The sequence below is a fragment of the Methylovulum psychrotolerans genome (genome assembly GCF_002209385.1).
Classification (GTDB): Bacteria; Pseudomonadota; Gammaproteobacteria; order Methylococcales; family Methylomonadaceae; genus Methylovulum; species Methylovulum psychrotolerans.
Map to the genome: position 1 here is coordinate 3,303,876 of NZ_CP022129.1, position 17,931 is coordinate 3,321,806.

Sequence of the window (17,931 nt, forward strand, 5' to 3'; positions counted from 1 at the left end):
ACTATTATGATAGGCACTAACATGGCAAACGGCTTAAAACGCCTCCCTCTTATTGTCGGCTTACTGATCCTAAGCCCGCCCGCCCTGGCCCTAGACAACACCATCAAACTCTCCGCCGAACACAGCAACAATCTGGGCGTAACCTTGGGCAAGCTGGTTCCGGTCACACAAGTGCCCATACTGTACGCCCCGGCGAAAATCGTCGTGCCGCCCGCCCATGAGTATGTGGTCAGCTCATCGCAAGCGGGCCTGATTACCCAATTGGCGGCGGCGGTCGGCGATAAGGTCAAGCAGGGCGAGGTCTTGGCGACCTTGAACAGCCCGGACTTATTATCCATGCAGCAACTGTTTTTAAAAGCCGCCAGCGAACTGGGCCTGAGCGAAATGGCTTACCAACGCGACAAAAAACTCTTTGACGACGGTGTGATCCCGGAGCGGCGCTGGCAAGAAACCCATAGCCAATATACCGCCTTACAAGCAGTGGCGAATGAGCATCAGCAATTGCTGGAGATTGCCGGCATGACCCGCGCCGAAATCGACACCTTAAGAAAAACCCGCCATTTGTCGGGTATGCTGGCGATTCACGCGCCCATCACCGGGGTGGTGTTGGAGCGTCCGGTAATGGCGGGGACACGGGTGGATAACCTGACCCCCTTATACCGCATCGCCAATCTTGATGAGCTGTGGCTGGAGCTTAACATCCCGCAGGAGCGTATCGGCGAGCTGAAAATCGGCGATAAGGTGTTGGTGGAAAAACCCGCCGATAGCCAAACGGCTGGGCAACATCCGGGGGCCTTGCCCATCACGGCGCATATCACCTTATTAGGGCAGGCTGTCAACCCCGATAACCAAACCATTTTAGTCCGTGCCGCCATTAAAGGGGCGCAGACCGACATCCGCCCCGGCCAGCGCATTAACACCCAGATTATCCAACCGCACAGCCAAGCCGTGTTTGCCGTGCCGAACACCGCGATTGCCCAGCAAGCCGGCAAGGCTTATCTGTTTGTGCAAACCCCTGAGGGCTTCCGCGCCAGCCCGATTACCGTCATCGGTAAACAGGGCGAAGAAACCACCTTCAGCGGCGACTTTACCGGCAGCGAAACCATCGCCATCACTGGCGCGGTGGCCTTAAAAGCCAATTGGTTAGGCTTAGGGAGCGGCGAATAATGGGTAGCCTGATCCGTTTTGCCTTAAGCCAGCGGCTATTGATGATGATCTTGGTGCTGATGCTGGGCGGCGGCGGTTACTACGCCTTCCAGCACATCCCCATTGATGCCTTCCCCGAAGTCTCGCCGACCCAAGTGAAGATTATCGTCAAAGCCCCCGGCATGACCCCCGAAGAAATCGAGGCGCGGATTACCGCCCCTATCGAAGTCGAATTGCTGGGCATTCCGCACCAAACCATGTTGCGCTCCATCGCCAAATACGCCCTGACCGACATCACCGTCGATTTTACCGAAGGCACCGACATTTACTGGGCGCGTCAGCAAATCGCCGAACGCCTGAACGGCTTATGGAGTTCTTTGCCCGCCGACATCCAAGGCGGCATCGCGCCGATGACCACGCCGCTGGGCGAAATGTTCATGTTCACCATTGAAGGCGGGGATTTAAGTTTAATGGAGAAACGCTCACTGCTCGATTGGGTGATCCGCCCCGCCTTGCGCACCGTGCCGGGCGTGGCCGATGTCAACTCCTTGGGCGGCACGGTACGCAGTTTCGAAGTCATCCCCGACAACACCCGCCTCTCGGCGCGGGGCATCAGCATGGCGCGGTTGATAGAAACTTTAAAAACCAATAACCGTAATGACGGGGCAGGGCGGCTGAGCGACGGCGAAGAGGCTTTGATCGTCCGTGCCGAAGGCCGTTTAAAAACCGTAGACGACGTGCGTGGCCTGGTTGTGGAAAATAACAATGGCGTGGCGGTAACGGTCGGCGATATTGCCGAAGTCAAAATCGGCGCGTTAACCCGTTACGGCGCGGTCAGCAAAAACGGCGAAGGCGAAGCCGTAACCGGACTGGTGCTGAGTTTGCGCGGGGCCAACGCCCGGCAAACCATCGTCGGCATTGAAGCCAAGCTGGCGCAAGTCAGTAAAAGTTTCCCGAAAGGCGTAGAGGCTAAGGTGTTTTACAACCGGGGCGACTTGGTCGATAAGGCCGTAGAGACCGTGCTGCACGCCTTGCTGGAAGCCATTGTGCTGGTGGTGGTGTTGCTGTTGCTGTTCCTCGGCAATCTCCGCGCCGCCGTGGTCGTGGCCTTGGCCTTACCGCTGGCGGCCTTGTTCACGTTTATTTTGATGCACTACATGGGCATGTCGGCCAACCTGATGAGCTTGGGCGGGCTGGCGATTGCCATCGGGATGCTGGTCGATGCCGCCGTGGTGGTGACCGAAAACCTCATCACCCACTTGGCGCATACCCAAACCGCGCAACGCCTGCCGCGCCTGCACGTCATCTACCGCGCCACCCGCGAAGTCGCCGCTTCGGTCACGTCGGGGATATTAATCATCATCATCGTGTTCTTGCCGCTGTTGACCTTGCAAGGCTTAGAAGGCAAGCTATTCACCCCCGTGGCCCTGACCATCGTGTTTGCCCTCAGCGGCTCGCTGATCTTATCGCTGACGGTGATTCCGGTCATCGCCTCATACCTGCTCAAAGAAGTCTCCCACGAAGAACCGTGGCTACCGCGCCATTTGCAAGCCCTGTACAAACCCAGCTTAGCGTGGTGCATGGACAACAGCAAAAAAGTCTTTGTCGGCGCGGGCGCGTTAATGGCCGTCACCGTCGTGGTGTTTATGCAAATCGGCAGCACCTTTATGCCGACGATGGACGAGGGCGACATTATCGTCCAGTTAGAAAAACTGCCCTCTATCACCTTGGCGCAATCGGTCATGCTCGACGGCCAGGTGCAGAAAAACTTGCTGAAAAACGTCCCGGAAATCGCCACCGTGGTGTCGCGGGTCGGTTCCGACGAACTGGGCTTAGACCCGATGGGGTTGAACGAAACCGACACCTTTTTGGTGTTAAAGCCCAAAGACCAATGGCATACCCCCGATAAAACCCATTTGATCGAAGACATCCGCAAAGTCATGGAGCAAACCCCCGGTATCGCCTTCGGCTTTACCCAGCCCATAGAAATGCGCGTTTCGGAAATGCTGACGGGCACACGCGGCGATGTCGCGGTCAAACTGTTTGGCCCTGACTTGCAAGTGCTGAACGAAAAAGCCGCCGCCATTGCCGAAGTGCTGAAAAGCCTCACCGGGGCCAGCGACGTGTTCGCCAAGCAAAACGAGGGGATGCAGTTCTTGCAACTGAGCATCAACAAAGCCGCTGCGGGGCGTTTGGGCTTGGATAGCGACACCATAGAAACTCTGCTGCGGGCGCAAATCGAAGGCCTGAATTTAGGTATCGTCCAAGAAGGCATCAAACGCACACCATTGATTTTGCGTGGCAACAGCAACACCGCCAACTTCGACAACCTGCAAATCACCCTCGCCAACGGCAGTCATGTCCCCGTCACCGAAGTGGCGCAACTGCGCAAAGTCGAAGGCGTAGTGGCGATAGGCCGCGAACACGGGCAACGCTTCGCCGTGGTGCGCAGCAACGTCCAAAACCGCGACTTAGTAGGCTTTGTCGAAGAAGCCAAGCAAGCCGTCGCCGCCAAAGTACCGCTGCCGATAGGCTATACCCTGGAATTCGGCGGCCAGTTCGAGAACCAACAACGCGCCGCCGCCACCTTGTCGGTCGTCGTGCCGGTGTCGCTAGGTTTGATCTTCTTACTGCTGTTCTCCACCTTCGGCTCGGTACGCCAAGCCACCTTGGTGTTGTCGAACATCCCCTTAGCCATGGTCGGCGGCGTATTCGCGCTATGGCTGTCCGGCGAGTATTTGTCCGTCCCCGCCTCGGTCGGCTTCATCGCTTTGTTAGGCATCGCGGTACTGAACGGCGTGGTCATGGTCAGCTACTTCAACCAACTGCTGGCGACAGGCATGGACATCGCCAAAGTCGTCCTCATCGGCTCCGCCCGCCGCTTGCGCCCGGTATTAATGACCGCCAGCATCGCCGCCTTCGGCCTCATCCCCTTACTGTTCGCCACCGGCCCCGGCTCAGAAATCCAACGGCCTTTGGCGGTGGTGGTAATTGGCGGTTTGGTGTCATCGACGTTTTTAACCTTGTTCTTATTGCCGATTTTGTTTAAACGCTTTGGGGTGGCGAAGGGGTAAAGTATAGATACCATCAGTCATTGGGCGACCCCAGAGCGGAGTGCAATGGTCTTTAGCCATTGCACGATGGCCTACCCGTGTGCATCAAGCTTTAGCCTACCATTTACTTCCAAAACCTATATTAACCAGCGTGCAAAAGCCTTTAGCCTTTGCACGCTGGCTTAAGTACGAGTACACTTCAAAAAAACCAGCAATAACATCCAAAGTGAGAACCGTTATGACCGCCCACTACTACGAAGCCGTTGCCGAACTATCGCCCGACCACTGCCTGCATTTGCAACTGCCGCCGGAAATCCCCGCAGGGCCGGTGCGGGTCACCATCATCTATGGCCGCGCCGCCCCTGCCACAGGCCAAGACATCAAAAACTTGCTGGCCGCAATGCCCGATGTCGGCGAGGATACCGATTTTGCCAGGCCCCGTGATTTAGGCAGGGAGGTGCAGGAATGGGATTCTTAATCGATACCAATGTATTGTCGGAATTGCGCAAGAAGGAACGAGCCAATCTCGGCGTTCAACACTGGTTTGCCAGTGCCGCTGGCGAAAGCCTTTATCTGTCGGCATTAGTGATTGGCGAAGTGCGTAATGGTATCGAACGCTTACGCCGCCGCGACTCGGTCGCCGCAGACCATCTGGAACGCTGGCTAGCCAAAGTAGAAACCGACATGGCCGGACGAATTCTGCCAGTAACCACTCCCATTGCCGACCGCTGGGGATGTCTTAACGTACCCGACCCGCTGCCGGTCATCGATTCGCTGCTTGCGGCTACCGCACTGGAGCATGATCTGGTCTTGGTGACGCGCAATGTCGATGACGTAAAGCGCACAGGCGTTAGATTGTTAAACCCGTTTACGGTTTGAATAGGTCGCATATCGCTCCCGCCGCGCATTAATAAAAAAATTATCAGATCCAGATTTATAAATCCATTTACACCTGACACAAATCGCAAACGCAGTTTATCAGCCGCAAGCAGATACACATTGTGTATCCGCCTATGTTATGATTGCCATAATACTAAAGAGGTAATTGCCATGCCTGACAAACACACCCTAACCGACAACCAAACCCATGCCGTTAACCTGCGTGTCCGCCATGACATCCGCAGCCTGATTGATAGGGCGGCAAAGGCGCAAGGTAAAACCCGTTCGGATTTTATGATTGATGCCGCCCGCCGCGCAGCGGAAGAGTCCCTGCTTGACCAAGCGCTCGTGCAAGTTGACCCGGCCACTTACGCGCAGTTTCTTGAAGTGCTGGACTTACCGCCTAACGGCGAGGGCTTTGCAAGGCTTATGAACGCGCCTAGGCCTTGGGATAAATAATGCTGTCTTCGCCCTTGCTGCTGGCGGCGGATCATCAGCTTGAACATTTTGCTTGTGGTACCGACAGCCTTGATGATTGGCTAAAGAAACGGGCATACCCCAATCAGCTCAGCGGAGCCTCCCGCACTTATGTGGTTTTAGACGAAGCAAGGGTTGTCGGCTACTATTGCCTAGCGTCAGGCGCACTGGCATTAAACGATGCGCCTAGCCCTGTGCGCCGCAATATGCCCAACCCTATCCCCGTCGCCATTCTTGGCCGTCTTGCCATTGACCAATCTTATCAGGGCAAAGGGCTAGGGGTTGCTTTGCTGCAAGATGCCACCTTGCGCACCGCCCAAGCCAGCGGCATTCTTGGCATACGCGGCCTGCTGGTCCACGCGCTGTCCATTCAGGCTAAAGCTTTTTATGAGCATCATGGTTTTATCGCCTCACCGACCCAGGAGATGACCTTAATACTTTCTTTGAATGGAAAAATACAAAGCCGATAAGAAAGCGGGGTGTGGGGCAAAAACATGGGTAGAACCTACACTTTCCTCAACGGAAAAACAGTATGGATAACATCATTCGGATAACACCTTGTTTTCAGTTCAATGAATATGACAGCTTATCCGAAGCAGTGGCGGTAGCGGCCAATAGTGCGGAAGCCACCCAGGACAAGGCCGCTTTAATTAATCGCAAGGTCGTAGTGAGCTATCAGTTTAACGGCCACACGCTGGTACTTAGTGTAGCGGACGGCTGGCATTTAACCGTCTCGCTGGGTGCAACGGCGATTAATTGGGATGTCGTGCCTATCGCGCCCCACATACTGGGTGACATGACAGGGCAAACCCTAATGTTTGAATTTTCTGATGGCGAGCTAATGCATTGGGATTGGCAAGCCTTATTGGATAACCTCGTCGGCAAGCAAATAGCCCTCGCGCCCAGCGAGCCGTGGTTGTTTATTTTGGTTAGGGGTGGTGATGAGTATATGATAGATTGTTATGCAGACGAACTCACCCTAAGCGTCGGTTTTTGGTTTTTACCGAAGCATAACCCCGCCGAAACAGGCGTTTTATAAACAGCATCCGCTACCCGACCATGACCCACCCGCCCTTATCCGCCGAACAACAAGCCGAACTGACCGAACTTAAGCGCCGTTTTATGGCCTTGGCGATGACGGCGGCACATAGCCCGGTGGATTACTCGGCACTGTACCCGCACACCGATGACCTCACCCTGTTAACCGCACAATTGACGGATTTGCAACGCTGTTTGGAGAGTTTCCGGCCTTTGTCGCCGGAGCAGGTGGTGCATTTGCAGGAGGTGTTCGACACCGAATACACCTACGAATCCAACCGTATAGAAGGCAATACCTTAACCCTGATGGAAACGGATTTAATCATCAATAAAGGCTTGACGGTAGGTGGCAAAAATATGCAGGAGCATTTGGAAGCGGTTAACCATAAACAAGCTATCCACTATATCCGTGACATTGTCCACCACCAAGAGGATTTGACGGAAGACACCTTAAGAAAAATCCACACCCTGATTCTGGCGGGCATTGATTTTAAAAATGCGGGCTATTGGCGCACTGACCGTGTCCGCATCCTCGGTAGTCGCCATGTCTGCCCTAACCCCGTAAAAATCCCGGCATTAATGCAAGACTTTTTTAGCTTTTACCAAGCCCATAAAAACACCCTGCATCCGGTGCTGTTGGCCGCAGAAATGCACGAACGGCTAGTGACCATCCACCCGTTTATCGACGGTAACGGCAGGACGGCAAGGCTGGTGATGAACCTGATTTTATTAAAACACGGCTACCCGATCACCATTATTTCTTCCGAAAACCACGCCCGCCATGCCTATTATAAAACCTTAGAGACCGCCCAGTTATCCGACCCTAAAGACAACAACGCGTTTGTCCGGCTGGTGGCGGGGTATGTGAAACACTGGCTGTTGGTTTACTTAGATATGCTGTCCGGCAGCATCGGCGAAGCCAGCCACGATAAAGGCTATTATTTTTTTAAGCGCATTGCGGTGCTGTTATAAGACATAAGTAGATGTGCATAGTTTCGTGAATATGATACTCCCCATGTTTCAGGCCAGTAGTTAAGATAGAATGCCTTAACAGAATAGCCCATCAGTCTACTGCCTCGCGCTGGGCATCAACACCCAAATCACCGTTGTTAATGTCATCGGGGAAATCGTCGCTCAAACCACCCGCTATCGCCGCGAGAAACGCTTCGGTATCGTTCTGCTGGTTTATATCGGCAGGTTTCGGTGCGTAACGTTGTTCCAGAAATTCGATGAAATCCAAGGCTTCACGCGCCGCAGTTTCAGGGAGTTTGAGGCTGTGTTGATAAATGGTTTCGGCCAGCCCGGTAGGGTACGCTGTACCCTACCAGGCTGTGCCAGACGAAGCTGAGGCAATAATCGTTAGTGCCGATGATCTCCCAAAAATCCTCTTCATCTTCCTCGACTACGGCATTGCTGGGGTCGTAGAAGATTTCAAAGCCCGCCCCGGCTTGCCCGCGCAAAACACAGGGCGAAAAACCCCTATCCATAAACGGGGTAAATGCTGGGTCTAACTGCAAATCAAAACCCAGCGCGTCTATCGCCGCTTGCAATTGGCTTCTGTCGGGTACGGCGGTTTTGTTCAGGAAAGCGAATTGGGTATTGGACATAACAGGCCTGTGGATGGGGGTAAGCATTGCAAATACGCCGCGCCAAGGCGGCGCAGCCGTTGGCAAACCCAAGCTTAACTGGCTTGGGCAATGAGTCGGGCAATCAATGCCTGCTTATCGCCAAACACCGTTGGGTATTGCTCGGCGAAGGGTTTAAGCAGCGTTGCGGCTTCTTGTAAATAAACCAAAGCTTTTTGGGATTCGTGCCAATCTAAATAGGCCGCCCCTAAATTAGCCAGGCTATTGGCTAGCTTAGGCGCATACACGCTAGGATCAGTCGCCACCAGTTGCCGCCGGATACCCAACGCCTCTTGGTACAGCCCTTCCGCGAAGGAGTACAGGAAGCGAAACGGAAGTGGAGCGGTGTACGACGCCCCCCGCGTAGCCGTAGGGGCCGGGCGTGTTGACGGAGTTGGAGCGCAAGCGGAAGCGTAGTCAACATGCAAGGCCATCCCGAAACGGCGTCAAGTCATTTGCGCAGGCCAGTGGTGCACAGCGTACCGAAGGGGAGTTGTGTATCGCGGCCGGAGCAGGACGAAGGCGGGCAGCCGAAGGCAATAATCGCCAGGAAAATTTTTCGCCGCTAAAATCGGATGGATCCCATTTTAGCTTTCGCGAAAAATCCTGGCGCGCCTGTTCCTTGCGGCGGCTGGTGTCGGCTTTGACTAAGTTGGCCAAATTATTCAGCGTCGTCGCCACATCCGGCAAATACACCGCCGGATTCGCCGCCGCCAGTTGCCGATAATTGCCCAATGCCTCTTGGTACAGCCCTTCCGCTTCCTTGCGGCGGGCGGTGTCGTCACTTACCAAGTTAGCCAAATTATTCAGCGTCGCCGCCACATACGGCAAATACACCGCCGGATTCGCCACCGCCAGTTGCCGATAATTGCCCAAGGCCTCTTGGTACAGCCCTTCCGCTTCCTTGCGGCGGGTGGTGTCGTCACTTACCAAGGCGGCCAAATTATTCAGCGTCATCGCCACATCCGGCAAAGACACCGCCGGATTCGTCGCCGCCAATTGCCGATAATTGCCCAATGCCTCTTGGTACAGCCCTTCCGCTTCCTTACGGCGCTGGGTGTCGACTTGGGCTAAATTGGCCAAATTATTCAGCGTCGTCGCCACATTCGGCAAATACACCGCCGGATTCGCCGCCGCCAGTTGCCGTAATTGCCCCAACACCTCCCGGTATAACGCTTCCGCAGGCGCATATTGGTTATGGTCTTGCATAAACCGTGCAAAAGCGAAGACATTATCCGGTGTCCGCGCCGATTTCAGGGCTTGGTTAAAATAGCCGCTGGTTTGGGCGATGCGTTCGGGTTCGGGCAGGTTGTAGTCCAGCGCGGTCAGTTGGGCTTTTAGGATAAATTCGGTGGCGTTATCTTCCAAATGGGCGGTGTTTTCGGCTTGCCGATCCTGTAAACGGGCTTTTTCGTCTAACAAACTCTGCTGATCTTGCCCCATTTTTTCGGCATCTAAGATAGCCCGCGCGGCGGCATAGTCGCCCGCGTCAAAATGTTGCTTCGCCAAGCGTAGCCGTTCGGTGTTGATCTTCAGCTTGCTAAACTCTTCCGCCAATTGCAGCACGTCGCGCTTAAAATCGGCCATTTTTTGCTGGAGTTCGGCCAGTTCTTGGCTAAAGCTGGGGTCTTCGGGGTGATCTTTGGCATGTTGCTGGGCGGTAGTTAAGGCTTTGTTTAAGGCCTGATACTCCGCCGATTTATAGTAATTGTTGGTCGTGTTCTGATTGACGGTATTGCCGTCGCCGTGGATACTGATATTATCCCCACCCACCGCTTGCCCGTTATGGTCGGCACGGACTGTTGCCGCCGGGGCCGTATCCGTAGCGGCGGGCGGGGTGGGCAGAGTGACGGCATTACCGCCGCCCGTAATGCTGACTTGGTTACCGCCGACCGCCACCCCGCCATTATCGGCACTGATCGCAGGCCCTGGCGCGGGTGTAGCCATCAACCAGCCGACCAAGGCTAAAGGCACGGATACGCCTATCCCGCTAAAAATCCATACCGTGTTTGTCTTCCACCAACCCATGCCCACCTCCCCGAAGGTATTAGTAACCGTTTATTAGCTTAAAGTATTTTCCGGCCATGGCAAGGTTTTTTCTGGGGGTTGAGGTGAAACGGCCTGAGGTTTTAGACCTTAGCCGCTGTAAGGCTTATAAGGGTTGCCAATAGGCTCTATTGTGTTTTGAGGGTATGGGCAGAAGGCATTAAATTTTTAACGCCCTTAATTGCCCATCGGGGTATAGTGCCTAAAAATAGCGGTACGCCATACGGATTTTTTTCCTTAAACCGGGGTCTACCCCCTGCATTTTTCCAACCCACCCAAGGTAACATCATGACCCACCAAGAGTATCTGCTCACCCTGAACGTTCCCCCCAGTTTGGAGGAGAGTATGGTTGACTGTTTGTTGCTGTTAGAGTCCGCGCACGGTTTCAGCAGTTTTCCGGTTAACGCCCACCACCATGAAAACAAAGGCTTGTCCTTGGCCGAGCAGGTCAGCGGGCGGCAGAAAAAAGTCCGCTTCCAAATGCCCGTGAATGCCGAAGGGCTGGCGGTGTTGTTGACGCGCTTAAAACAGGATTTTGCCGGGACGGGCATCCAGTATTGGGTGTTGCCGGTGATTGAGCGTGGGGAGATTTGAGGGGGCTTGGCATGACTCACCGCGAAGGGCGCGATGCGCCCTTCTTCAAGTAGGAGCGCGGGCATCCTGCCCGCTAGTGCGGCCAAGCTGGCCGCGCTCTTAGGGGGTTTAGCTGCGCAAACTCGCCAAATCAATCACGAAGCGGTATTTCACGTCGCTTTTCAGTACCCGCTCAAACGCGCTGTTGATGTCTTGGATGGCGATCAGCTCAATGTCGGAGGTGATGTTGTGTGCGGCGCAAAAATCGAGCATTTCTTGGGTTTCTTTAATGCCGCCGATTAATGACCCGGCGATGCTGCGCCGTCTGAAAATCAAGGCGCTGACCGATGGCGAGGGGTGCGGTTGGTCGGGTACACCGACCAGGCATAAAGTACCGTCGCGTTTGAGCAGCAGGGTATAGGCATCGAGGTCGTGCGGGGCGGCGACGGTATTGAGGATAAAGTCGAAGCTGCCGTTATGCGCGGCCATTTCATCAGGGTTTTTTGACACTACGACTTCATCCGCGCCTAGGCGTTTGGCATCGGCGATTTTGCTGGGCGTGGTGGTGAACAGGACAACATGCGCCCCTAAGGCTTTGGCGAATTTAACGGCCATGTGGCCTAGGCCGCCCAAACCGACCACGCCGACCTTATCGCCTGCGCCGACTTGCCAATGGCGCAGCGGCGAGTAGGTGGTGATGCCGGCGCACAGTAGGGGCGCGGCGGCGGCGGGGTCGAGGCTGTCGGCGATGTGCAGGACAAAATGCTCGTCGACGACGATGTTGTCGGAGTAGCCGCCGTAAGTCGTGCCGCCGTTTGGGTCGGGGCTGTTGTAGGTAAACACGGGGTTGTCGCAGTATTGTTCCAAGTCGTCTTGGCATTCGCTGCAAATGCGGCAGGAACCGACCAAGCAGCCGACCCCGACCGTATCGCCGATTTTAAACCGGGTGACAGCACTGCCGACGGCACTGACTTTGCCGACAATCTCATGCCCCGGCACCATCGGAAACGCCGCGTTGCCCCATTCGTCCCGCGCTTGGTGGATGTCGGAATGGCAGACCCCGCAAAACAGGATGTTGATATGGACATCGCCGGGCTTGAGGGCGCGGCGTTGGAATTGGAACGGGACTAGCGGCGAGGTGGGGCTATGGGCGGCGTAGGCTAAAGTAGGGTGCATGGGTGGCTCCTGGGTTAATGGATGGCGGTCAGGCCAACAAAGCGTGTTGCTTGGATAGGGCTGGCGGTGTTTAAGTTCAATGGTCAGGGAGCGCGGGCATCTTGCCCGCAAAGGCGGGCAAGATGCCCGCGCTTCCAGGAGAATTTTACGCCGGGTTATTGGCGATCACTATCGCCCGTTTCGGGGCGGGCAGGCCTTCGGCGGTCAGGTTCGGGTTGTTCGGGTCCAGGTAATCTTGCAGGGAGTTGAAGCGCATCCAGGCGGTGCTGCGCTGTTCGGCGACGCTGGTGACGGTGACATCGACGACGCGGACGTTGGTGTAGCCGCAACGTTGCAGCCAATTGACCAGGGTCGGGCAACTGGGCAAAAACCAGACGTTGCGCATTTTTGCGTAGCGGTCGGGGGGCAGCAGGGCTTCGCCTAAGCCGCCGTCAATTACGAGGGTTTCCAAAATCAATTCGCCGCCCGGTTGCAGACAGCCTTTCAACTCCAGCAAATGGTCGATGGGTGAGCGGCGGTGGTAGAGCACGCCCATGGAAAACACGCTGTCGAACAGTTGCAGGTTGGCGGGCAGGTCTTCCATGCCCAGCGGCAGTACATACACAGGGGCGGTGCCGTGAAGTTTTTTTATGGCGTGGAACTGCATGACGTTTAACAGCATGGGGTCGATGCCGACCACGGTTTTTGCCCCGGCCCCGAACATGCGCCAGCAGTGGTAGCCGTTGCCGCAGCCGACATCGAGGACGCGGCGGTGGGTGAGGGGGGCGATGTGGTCTTGCAGGCGCTGCCATTTCCAATCCGAGCGCCATTCGGTGTCGATAAAAATGTCGAACAGTTGGTAAGGGCCTTTGCGCCACGGGTGCAGGGCTTGCAGGTGCTGTTCCAGATTTTTGCGCTGGAGGGCGGTCAGGTCTTCGGCACAGCCGATTTCTATGGCATCGGTGTCAGTGCGGGTATGGCTGTGCGAAAATTGCGGGATGGCGGCAATGGCCGCCTGCCACTTGGGCAAATCGCCGTGGCGGCTGGGGTCGAAGGCGGCCGCCAGTTGGGTTTGCAAAACCGCCACCCAAGCGTCGGCGTTGGCGGCTAATAAGTCGTGGAATAAGGATTGGTAGTCGGGCATTAGGGGGTAAAGGGTTGGTGGGCTGGGTTCACCGTCGGCTTAGGCCTTCGGGGTGGTGCGCTTAGCCGGGAGGGTTGTGGCTCCGGGCGATAGTAGGCATAAACAGCTGTTATACACGCCGGATATGTAATGAATATTAAAATCGGCGGCTCAAAGCGTATTTTTTCGTGATTTTTTTCTACTTAGGATGCTTATGCGGCGCGTTTGACAACTGATAGTTTTTAAAACCGTACCCTTCACCCCGTACCCTTCGGCTTCGCTCAGGGAACGGAGTGAAGGGCACGGGCGAACCGTCCGACTGACCGTTACGCGCTTTCCGGCTTAAGATTTTTTCCCAGGTGCCGCCGCCAAGGCTTCGGTGTTGCGTTTTGCCAAGCTGTCGATGACCGCGCTTAACGAGCCTTTGGTCTGCATTTCATTATTAAAGGTGGTGCGGTAGTTGGTCACTAAGCTCACGCCTTCAATCATAATGTCGTAGGCTTTCCATTCGCCTTCGTGCAGGGCCATGCGGTAATCGATGGCGATAGGTTGGACACCCGGTTGCAGGACTTCGGTTTTGACGATGACTTTGGTGTCGCCAGGGGCCATTTCCAAGGGTAAAAAGCGCACCGACCATTCTTTAAACTCGACAAACGCGCGTGAGTAGGTGCGTACCAATAAGACTTGGAACTCCTGTTTAAAACGGTTGCGTTCGTCCACCGTTGCGGTTTTCCATAATTTACCCAGCACTAAGGCGGCGATGCGGTCGAAATCGACGCGCGGATAAATGACCTGATTGACAAAGTCGTTAATTTTGGCAAAGTCTTTGGTAAAGCTTTTATCCTGCATTTGCGATTGCAATTGCGCCGAAGCCGTTTCAATGGCTTGTTGGGGCGCTTGCAAATCGGCGGCGAACAGGGGCTTTAGGGGGGCGAGGGTTAACAGTAATGCGAAAAAAGTAATCTGTATGGTATGTTTGGCCTTCATAAAATCCTCTAAGATACGGCGGTTGAAATTTACGACTTTTGAAAATGGGTTTAGTTTCTTAAGCAGGGTGTCGGCAGTAAAAATGTTCGGGTGCTTAGGGGTGGGGTTTGGGTTTACAATAGGGGGTTATGGCAAGGTTCTTTATCTGAATGTTAAAAATTTGAACATCGGGTTTACTGTCACTGATGATTACCCTTTCCTCGGTAATACCCACGCCCGCCCAACTGCATCAACGGAGTAAAATGACGTATCATAACATTACCTTACCCACACGCATGAGAAGAATGCGTTACCACGATTTTTCCAGACGCTTGATGCGTGAGCACCGCTTAGGCGTGGATGATCTGATCTGCCCGCTGTTCGTCACCGAAGGCGAGGGGTTGCGGGTGGGGGTGGCTTCCATGCCGGGGGTCGAGCGGCTGTCTTTAGACCTGCTGCTGGCTGAGGCGCAAGCCCTGTATGCCTTAGGCATCCCCGCCATTGCCTTGTTTCCGGTGGTCGCCGCCGAGCAAAAATCCTTGGATGCCGCCGAAGCCTATAACCCCGACGGCCTGGTGCAACGCGCTGTCCGCGCCCTAAAACAAGCGGTGCCGGGCTTAGGCATTATCACCGATGTGGCGTTGGACCCTTACACTGTCCACGGCCAAGACGGGCTGTTGGACGCGAAGGGTTATGTCGTCAATGATGCCACCGTCGCGGTGCTGGTCAAGCAGGCCTTGTCCCATGCCGACGCGGGCGCGGATGTGGTCGCCCCGTCCGACATGATGGACGGGCGCATCGGCGCGATCCGCCAAGCCTTGGAAGCCGGGCAGCACCACAACACCCTAATTTTGGCCTACGCCGCCAAATACGCCTCGGCGTTTTACGGGCCGTTCCGCGATGCGGTCGGTTCGGCGGGCAACTTGGGCAAGGGCAACAAATACAGCTACCAAATGGACCCGGCCAACGGCGACGAAGCCCTGCGGGAAGTCGGGCTGGACTTGCAAGAAGGCGCGGATATGGTCATGGTCAAGCCGGGTTTGCCGTATCTGGACATTATCCGCCGCATTAAGGACACTTATGCTGTACCCACCTTCGCTTACCAAGTCAGCGGCGAATACGCCATGCTCAAAGCCGCCGCACAAAACGGTTGGCTGGACGAACGCGCGGTGGTGCTGGAGTCCTTACTGGCCTTTAAACGCGCGGGTAGTGACGCTATTTTAACCTATTATGCCAAGGCCGTCGCCCAATGGCTGAAGGAAGCCGAATGACCGACTGTTACGCCGTGTTCGGCCAGCCCATCAGCCATAGCAAATCGCCGCGCATCCACAGCTTTTTTGCCGCCCAGACAGGCCAAGACCTCAGTTATACCGCCCAAGAAGTCGCCCCCGAACACTTTACCGCCCGTGTCGGGGATTTTTTTGCCGCTGGTGGCTTGGGGCTAAACTGCACCGTACCGCTGAAAGAATTGGCGTTTGATTATGCGCAGGTAAAAACTCCCCGCGCCGAACGCGCCAAGGCCGTCAACACGTTAAAACGCTTGCCGGACGGTGCGGTATTGGGCGACAACACCGACGGCGGCGGCTTGGTGACGGATTTGCTGGACAACCACCATCTGACTTTAGCAGGCCAGCGGATTTTGCTGTTAGGCGCGGGCGGGGCCAGCCGGGGTATTCTCGCGCCGTTGCTGGAGCAGTGCCCGCACAGCCTGCGCATCGCCAACCGCACCGCCGCCAAAGCCGAACAACTGGCGGCGGAATTTGCCGATTTGGGCGCGGTGTCCGGCGGCGGTTTTGCCGATTTGGCGGGGCAACACTTTGACCTGATCCTCAACGCCACCTCGGCCAGCCTCAGCGGCCAATTGCCCCCATTGCCAGCAGGGCTATTAAGTCCTGGCGGGGTCTGTTATGATTTGGCTTACGGCAACCAACCCACCGCCTTTGTGCGTTGGGGGCAAGCCCAAGGCGCGGCGCACAGTTTGGACGGTTTAGGGATGCTGATCGAGCAGGCTGCCGAAGCCTTCCGGCTCTGGCGCGGCATCCGCCCCGACAGTGCGCCATTAATTGCATTATTTGACCATGAAAGGACATCTTTATGAGCCGCGAACTCTGGTTACTCAGGCATGGCGAGGCCGAACAATTCACCACTAAGGCGGACGTAGACCGCAACCTGACCCACCACGGCGAACACGAAGTCCGCCATATAGCCAAAACCCTCCATAAAACCGGCCTGCGCCCCGATGCCCTCATCACCTCGCCCGCCGCCCGCGCTTATCAAACCGCCCGCCTCGTCGCCCCCACCCTAGGCTGGGATGAAACCGCCCTGGCAGCAGACAGCCGCCTGTATTTCCAAGGCCTGGTGGCGGTTAAAACCCTTTTGGCCGAACTGCCGCCGTCTTTAGGACGGGTGCTGCTGGTTGGCCATAACCCGGATTTTGAAAACCTGCTGCTGGAGTTGGTGGGCTTTGATAACCTTCGCTTCCGGGGCGATTTGATGCCTACCGCCACTTGGGTGCGGATAGAACTGCCGGATGACTGGCAGCACTTGGCGGCGGAGTGCGGGACGCTGTTGGCCAGGGAAGTTCCGTAGGTCCCTGCCCGCTGTTTTGCCCGACGTAAGCCCGTGCAGTTTGCCAGTCCTTTAGCTACGCCATAGACCGTACAGCGGGTGTTGTGCTGGTTCCCAAGCTCCGGTTTGGGAACCGCTTACGCGAAGCTCTCGCTTCGGGAATTTAAAAAAACCAGCGGCTGCCCTAAAACCGCTTGCGCGGTCTACCTGAACAGCGCCGGAAAATGTTAGTGTCCAGAATTCCCGAAGCGAGAGCTTCGGAAAGCTGGGTTCCCAAGCCGGAGCTTGGGAACCAGCGTCTGTAATAGTGTTCAGGGCGGGTTTTATGAAAAACTTGACCGTTCAGAGTATAAATGAACGCCTACTTAATATTCCGCATCATGATAAACGTTTTGGACATCGTCCAACTCATTGAGCATGTCCAAAAAACGTTCAAATAAGGCGATGTCGTCGCCGCTGAGTACGGTCGAGCTTCTGGGCAGGAATTGGATTTCGTCCACCTCAAAATCGACTTCGCCTAAACTGTCGGCTAAGGCCTGCTTGGCTTTGAAATAATCGGCGGGCGGGGTGAAGACGGTAATCTTGCCGTCATCGCTTTCCACGTCGGAGACATCGACATCCGCCGACAACAAGGCTTCCAGCACGGTATCTTCGTCGCCATGTTTAAACGCCAAAATCACCGAATGGTCGAACATGTGGCTGACCGCGCCTTGGATGCCGATTTTCGCCTTGGTTTTGGTAAAGCATTGGCGGACATCGTTAAATGTGCGGTTGGGGTTGTCGGTCAGGCAATCGACAATCACCATACAGCCGCCGGGGCCGAAGCCTTCGTAACGGGCGGGGGCAAAATCTTCGCCGCCGCCGCCTTTGGCTTTGTCTAGGGCTTTTTCGATAACATGGGCAGGCACTTGGCTTTTCTTCGCCCGTTCAATCAGCCCGCGCAAGCTTAAATTGCCATCCAAATCCACCCCGCCGGACTTGGCGCAGACATATATTTCCCGACCATACTTGCTATAAACCTTGGCCTTAGAATCCGCCGTTTTGGCCATGGACTCTTTACGGTTTTGATAGGCTCTACCCATTTCGCTGTGGCTCCGTTAATTTAAAGATAAATAGACGGATTTTACAGATAAGTAATTGGTGAGGGAAATTTTTTCTGGCGTTGGGTTAAGGCCGTGTCGGGCGGGTAAGCGGTTTTGGCTGATCTGCCTGCACCGCATCCGGTTTTGCCTAACACGAAAATAAAGTTCCAGGCTACCCGCGCCTACCTGGATACGACCCA

General features: G+C 55.5%; 20 protein-coding genes. 12 read left to right on the forward strand and 8 right to left on the reverse strand.

The annotated features are described in order from the left end of the window. The first annotated feature begins 21 nt into the window (after positions 1–21). The 8 genes from CEK71_RS15080 to CEK71_RS15115 all read left to right on the forward strand — a co-directional run bounded on the left by CEK71_RS15080 (position 22) and on the right by CEK71_RS15115 (position 7,565). The gene (locus CEK71_RS15080) at positions 22–1,167 is read left to right on the forward strand and encodes an efflux RND transporter periplasmic adaptor subunit (protein WP_232463661.1); all 1,146 of its coding nucleotides are present in this window, start codon (positions 22–24) and stop codon (positions 1,165–1,167) included. Continuing rightward, the gene (locus CEK71_RS15085; RefSeq protein ID WP_088620158.1) at positions 1,167–4,220 is read left to right on the forward strand and encodes an efflux RND transporter permease subunit; all 3,054 of its coding nucleotides are present in this window, start codon (positions 1,167–1,169) and stop codon (positions 4,218–4,220) included. The genes CEK71_RS15080 and CEK71_RS15085 overlap by 1 nt, the downstream gene beginning before the upstream one ends. 217 nt (positions 4,221–4,437) lie before the next feature. Then, the gene (locus CEK71_RS15090; RefSeq protein ID WP_088620159.1) at positions 4,438–4,677 is read left to right on the forward strand and encodes a hypothetical protein; all 240 of its coding nucleotides are present in this window, start codon (positions 4,438–4,440) and stop codon (positions 4,675–4,677) included. After that, on the forward strand, positions 4,665–5,078 hold the full coding sequence (locus CEK71_RS15095) for a type II toxin-antitoxin system VapC family toxin (RefSeq protein WP_088620160.1): 414 nt from the start codon (positions 4,665–4,667) through the stop codon (positions 5,076–5,078). Before CEK71_RS15090 ends, CEK71_RS15095 begins: the two co-directional genes overlap by 13 nt. Before the next feature lie 171 nt (positions 5,079–5,249). After that, positions 5,250–5,537 carry a type II toxin-antitoxin system TacA family antitoxin gene (locus CEK71_RS15100; RefSeq protein WP_088620161.1) on the forward strand — a complete coding sequence of 96 codons (288 nt, stop codon included), beginning with the start codon at positions 5,250–5,252 and terminating at the stop codon, positions 5,535–5,537. Further along, on the forward strand, positions 5,537–6,025 hold the full coding sequence (locus tag CEK71_RS15105) for a GNAT family N-acetyltransferase (protein ID WP_088620162.1): 489 nt from the start codon (positions 5,537–5,539) through the stop codon (positions 6,023–6,025). The genes CEK71_RS15100 and CEK71_RS15105 overlap by 1 nt, the downstream gene beginning before the upstream one ends. Before the next feature lie 62 nt (positions 6,026–6,087). Next, positions 6,088–6,594 (forward strand): hypothetical protein, encoded by a 507-nt coding sequence (locus tag CEK71_RS15110; RefSeq protein WP_088620163.1) that lies wholly within the window; start codon positions 6,088–6,090, stop codon positions 6,592–6,594. Positions 6,595–6,614: 20 nt separating this feature from the next. After that, entirely contained in the window at positions 6,615–7,565 is a 951-nt protein-coding gene (locus CEK71_RS15115) for a Fic family protein (RefSeq protein WP_198328256.1), read from the forward strand. Positions 7,566–7,656: 91 nt separating this feature from the next. Here CEK71_RS15115 and CEK71_RS15120 read toward each other — a convergent pair whose 3' ends face one another. The 4 genes from CEK71_RS15120 to CEK71_RS15135 all read right to left on the reverse strand — a co-directional run bounded on the left by CEK71_RS15120 (position 7,657) and on the right by CEK71_RS15135 (position 10,246). Continuing rightward, the gene (locus CEK71_RS15120; RefSeq protein WP_232463662.1) at positions 7,657–7,833 is read right to left on the reverse strand and encodes a DUF2281 domain-containing protein; all 177 of its coding nucleotides are present in this window, start codon (positions 7,831–7,833) and stop codon (positions 7,657–7,659) included. 19 nt (positions 7,834–7,852) lie between these two features. After that, the gene (locus tag CEK71_RS15125) at positions 7,853–8,200 is read right to left on the reverse strand and encodes a hypothetical protein (RefSeq protein WP_157679288.1); all 348 of its coding nucleotides are present in this window, start codon (positions 8,198–8,200) and stop codon (positions 7,853–7,855) included. Between the two features lie 74 nt (positions 8,201–8,274). Next, the gene (locus CEK71_RS15130; RefSeq protein WP_157679290.1) at positions 8,275–8,484 is read right to left on the reverse strand and encodes a hypothetical protein; all 210 of its coding nucleotides are present in this window, start codon (positions 8,482–8,484) and stop codon (positions 8,275–8,277) included. 151 nt (positions 8,485–8,635) lie between these two features. Then, on the reverse strand, positions 8,636–10,246 hold the full coding sequence (locus tag CEK71_RS15135; RefSeq protein WP_088620167.1) for a tetratricopeptide repeat protein: 1,611 nt from the start codon (positions 10,244–10,246) through the stop codon (positions 8,636–8,638). 306 nt (positions 10,247–10,552) lie between these two features. On the opposite strand from CEK71_RS15135, the gene CEK71_RS15140 reads away from it, so the two are divergent. Continuing rightward, on the forward strand, positions 10,553–10,858 hold the full coding sequence (locus tag CEK71_RS15140; protein WP_088621643.1) for a DUF3240 family protein: 306 nt from the start codon (positions 10,553–10,555) through the stop codon (positions 10,856–10,858). A gap of 108 nt (positions 10,859–10,966) precedes the next feature. Here the strand turns inward: CEK71_RS15140 and CEK71_RS15145 are convergent, their stop codons facing one another. The 3 genes from CEK71_RS15145 to CEK71_RS15155 all read right to left on the reverse strand — a co-directional run bounded on the left by CEK71_RS15145 (position 10,967) and on the right by CEK71_RS15155 (position 14,102). Further along, complete coding sequence (locus CEK71_RS15145; RefSeq protein WP_088620168.1) at positions 10,967–12,013, reverse strand: NAD(P)-dependent alcohol dehydrogenase; 1,047 nt, start codon at positions 12,011–12,013, stop codon at positions 10,967–10,969. A gap of 145 nt (positions 12,014–12,158) precedes the next feature. Continuing rightward, positions 12,159–13,136: a tRNA 5-methoxyuridine(34)/uridine 5-oxyacetic acid(34) synthase CmoB gene (cmoB, locus tag CEK71_RS15150; RefSeq protein WP_088620169.1), complete on the reverse strand. Its 978-nt coding sequence runs from the start codon at positions 13,134–13,136 to the stop codon at positions 12,159–12,161. 321 nt (positions 13,137–13,457) lie between these two features. Continuing rightward, positions 13,458–14,102: an MlaC/ttg2D family ABC transporter substrate-binding protein gene (locus tag CEK71_RS15155; RefSeq protein WP_088620170.1), complete on the reverse strand. Its 645-nt coding sequence runs from the start codon at positions 14,100–14,102 to the stop codon at positions 13,458–13,460. Positions 14,103–14,344: 242 nt separating this feature from the next. On the opposite strand from CEK71_RS15155, the gene hemB reads away from it, so the two are divergent. Genes hemB through CEK71_RS15170 form a run of 3 tightly spaced genes read left to right on the forward strand, consistent with a single transcriptional unit; the run spans position 14,345 to position 16,670 of the window. Further along, positions 14,345–15,352, forward strand: coding sequence for a porphobilinogen synthase (gene hemB / locus CEK71_RS15160; protein WP_088620171.1), 1,008 nt, complete (start codon positions 14,345–14,347; stop codon positions 15,350–15,352). After that, positions 15,349–16,179 carry a shikimate dehydrogenase gene (aroE, locus tag CEK71_RS15165; RefSeq protein WP_088620172.1) on the forward strand — a complete coding sequence of 277 codons (831 nt, stop codon included), beginning with the start codon at positions 15,349–15,351 and terminating at the stop codon, positions 16,177–16,179. The genes hemB and aroE overlap by 4 nt, the downstream gene beginning before the upstream one ends. Beyond that, positions 16,176–16,670, forward strand: coding sequence for a SixA phosphatase family protein (locus tag CEK71_RS15170; protein ID WP_088620173.1), 495 nt, complete (start codon positions 16,176–16,178; stop codon positions 16,668–16,670). Before aroE ends, CEK71_RS15170 begins: the two co-directional genes overlap by 4 nt. 344 nt (positions 16,671–17,014) lie before the next feature. Here CEK71_RS15170 and CEK71_RS15175 read toward each other — a convergent pair whose 3' ends face one another. Next, positions 17,015–17,731, reverse strand: coding sequence for a YebC/PmpR family DNA-binding transcriptional regulator (locus tag CEK71_RS15175; protein WP_088620174.1), 717 nt, complete (start codon positions 17,729–17,731; stop codon positions 17,015–17,017). Between the last annotated feature and the right edge of the window lie 200 nt (positions 17,732–17,931).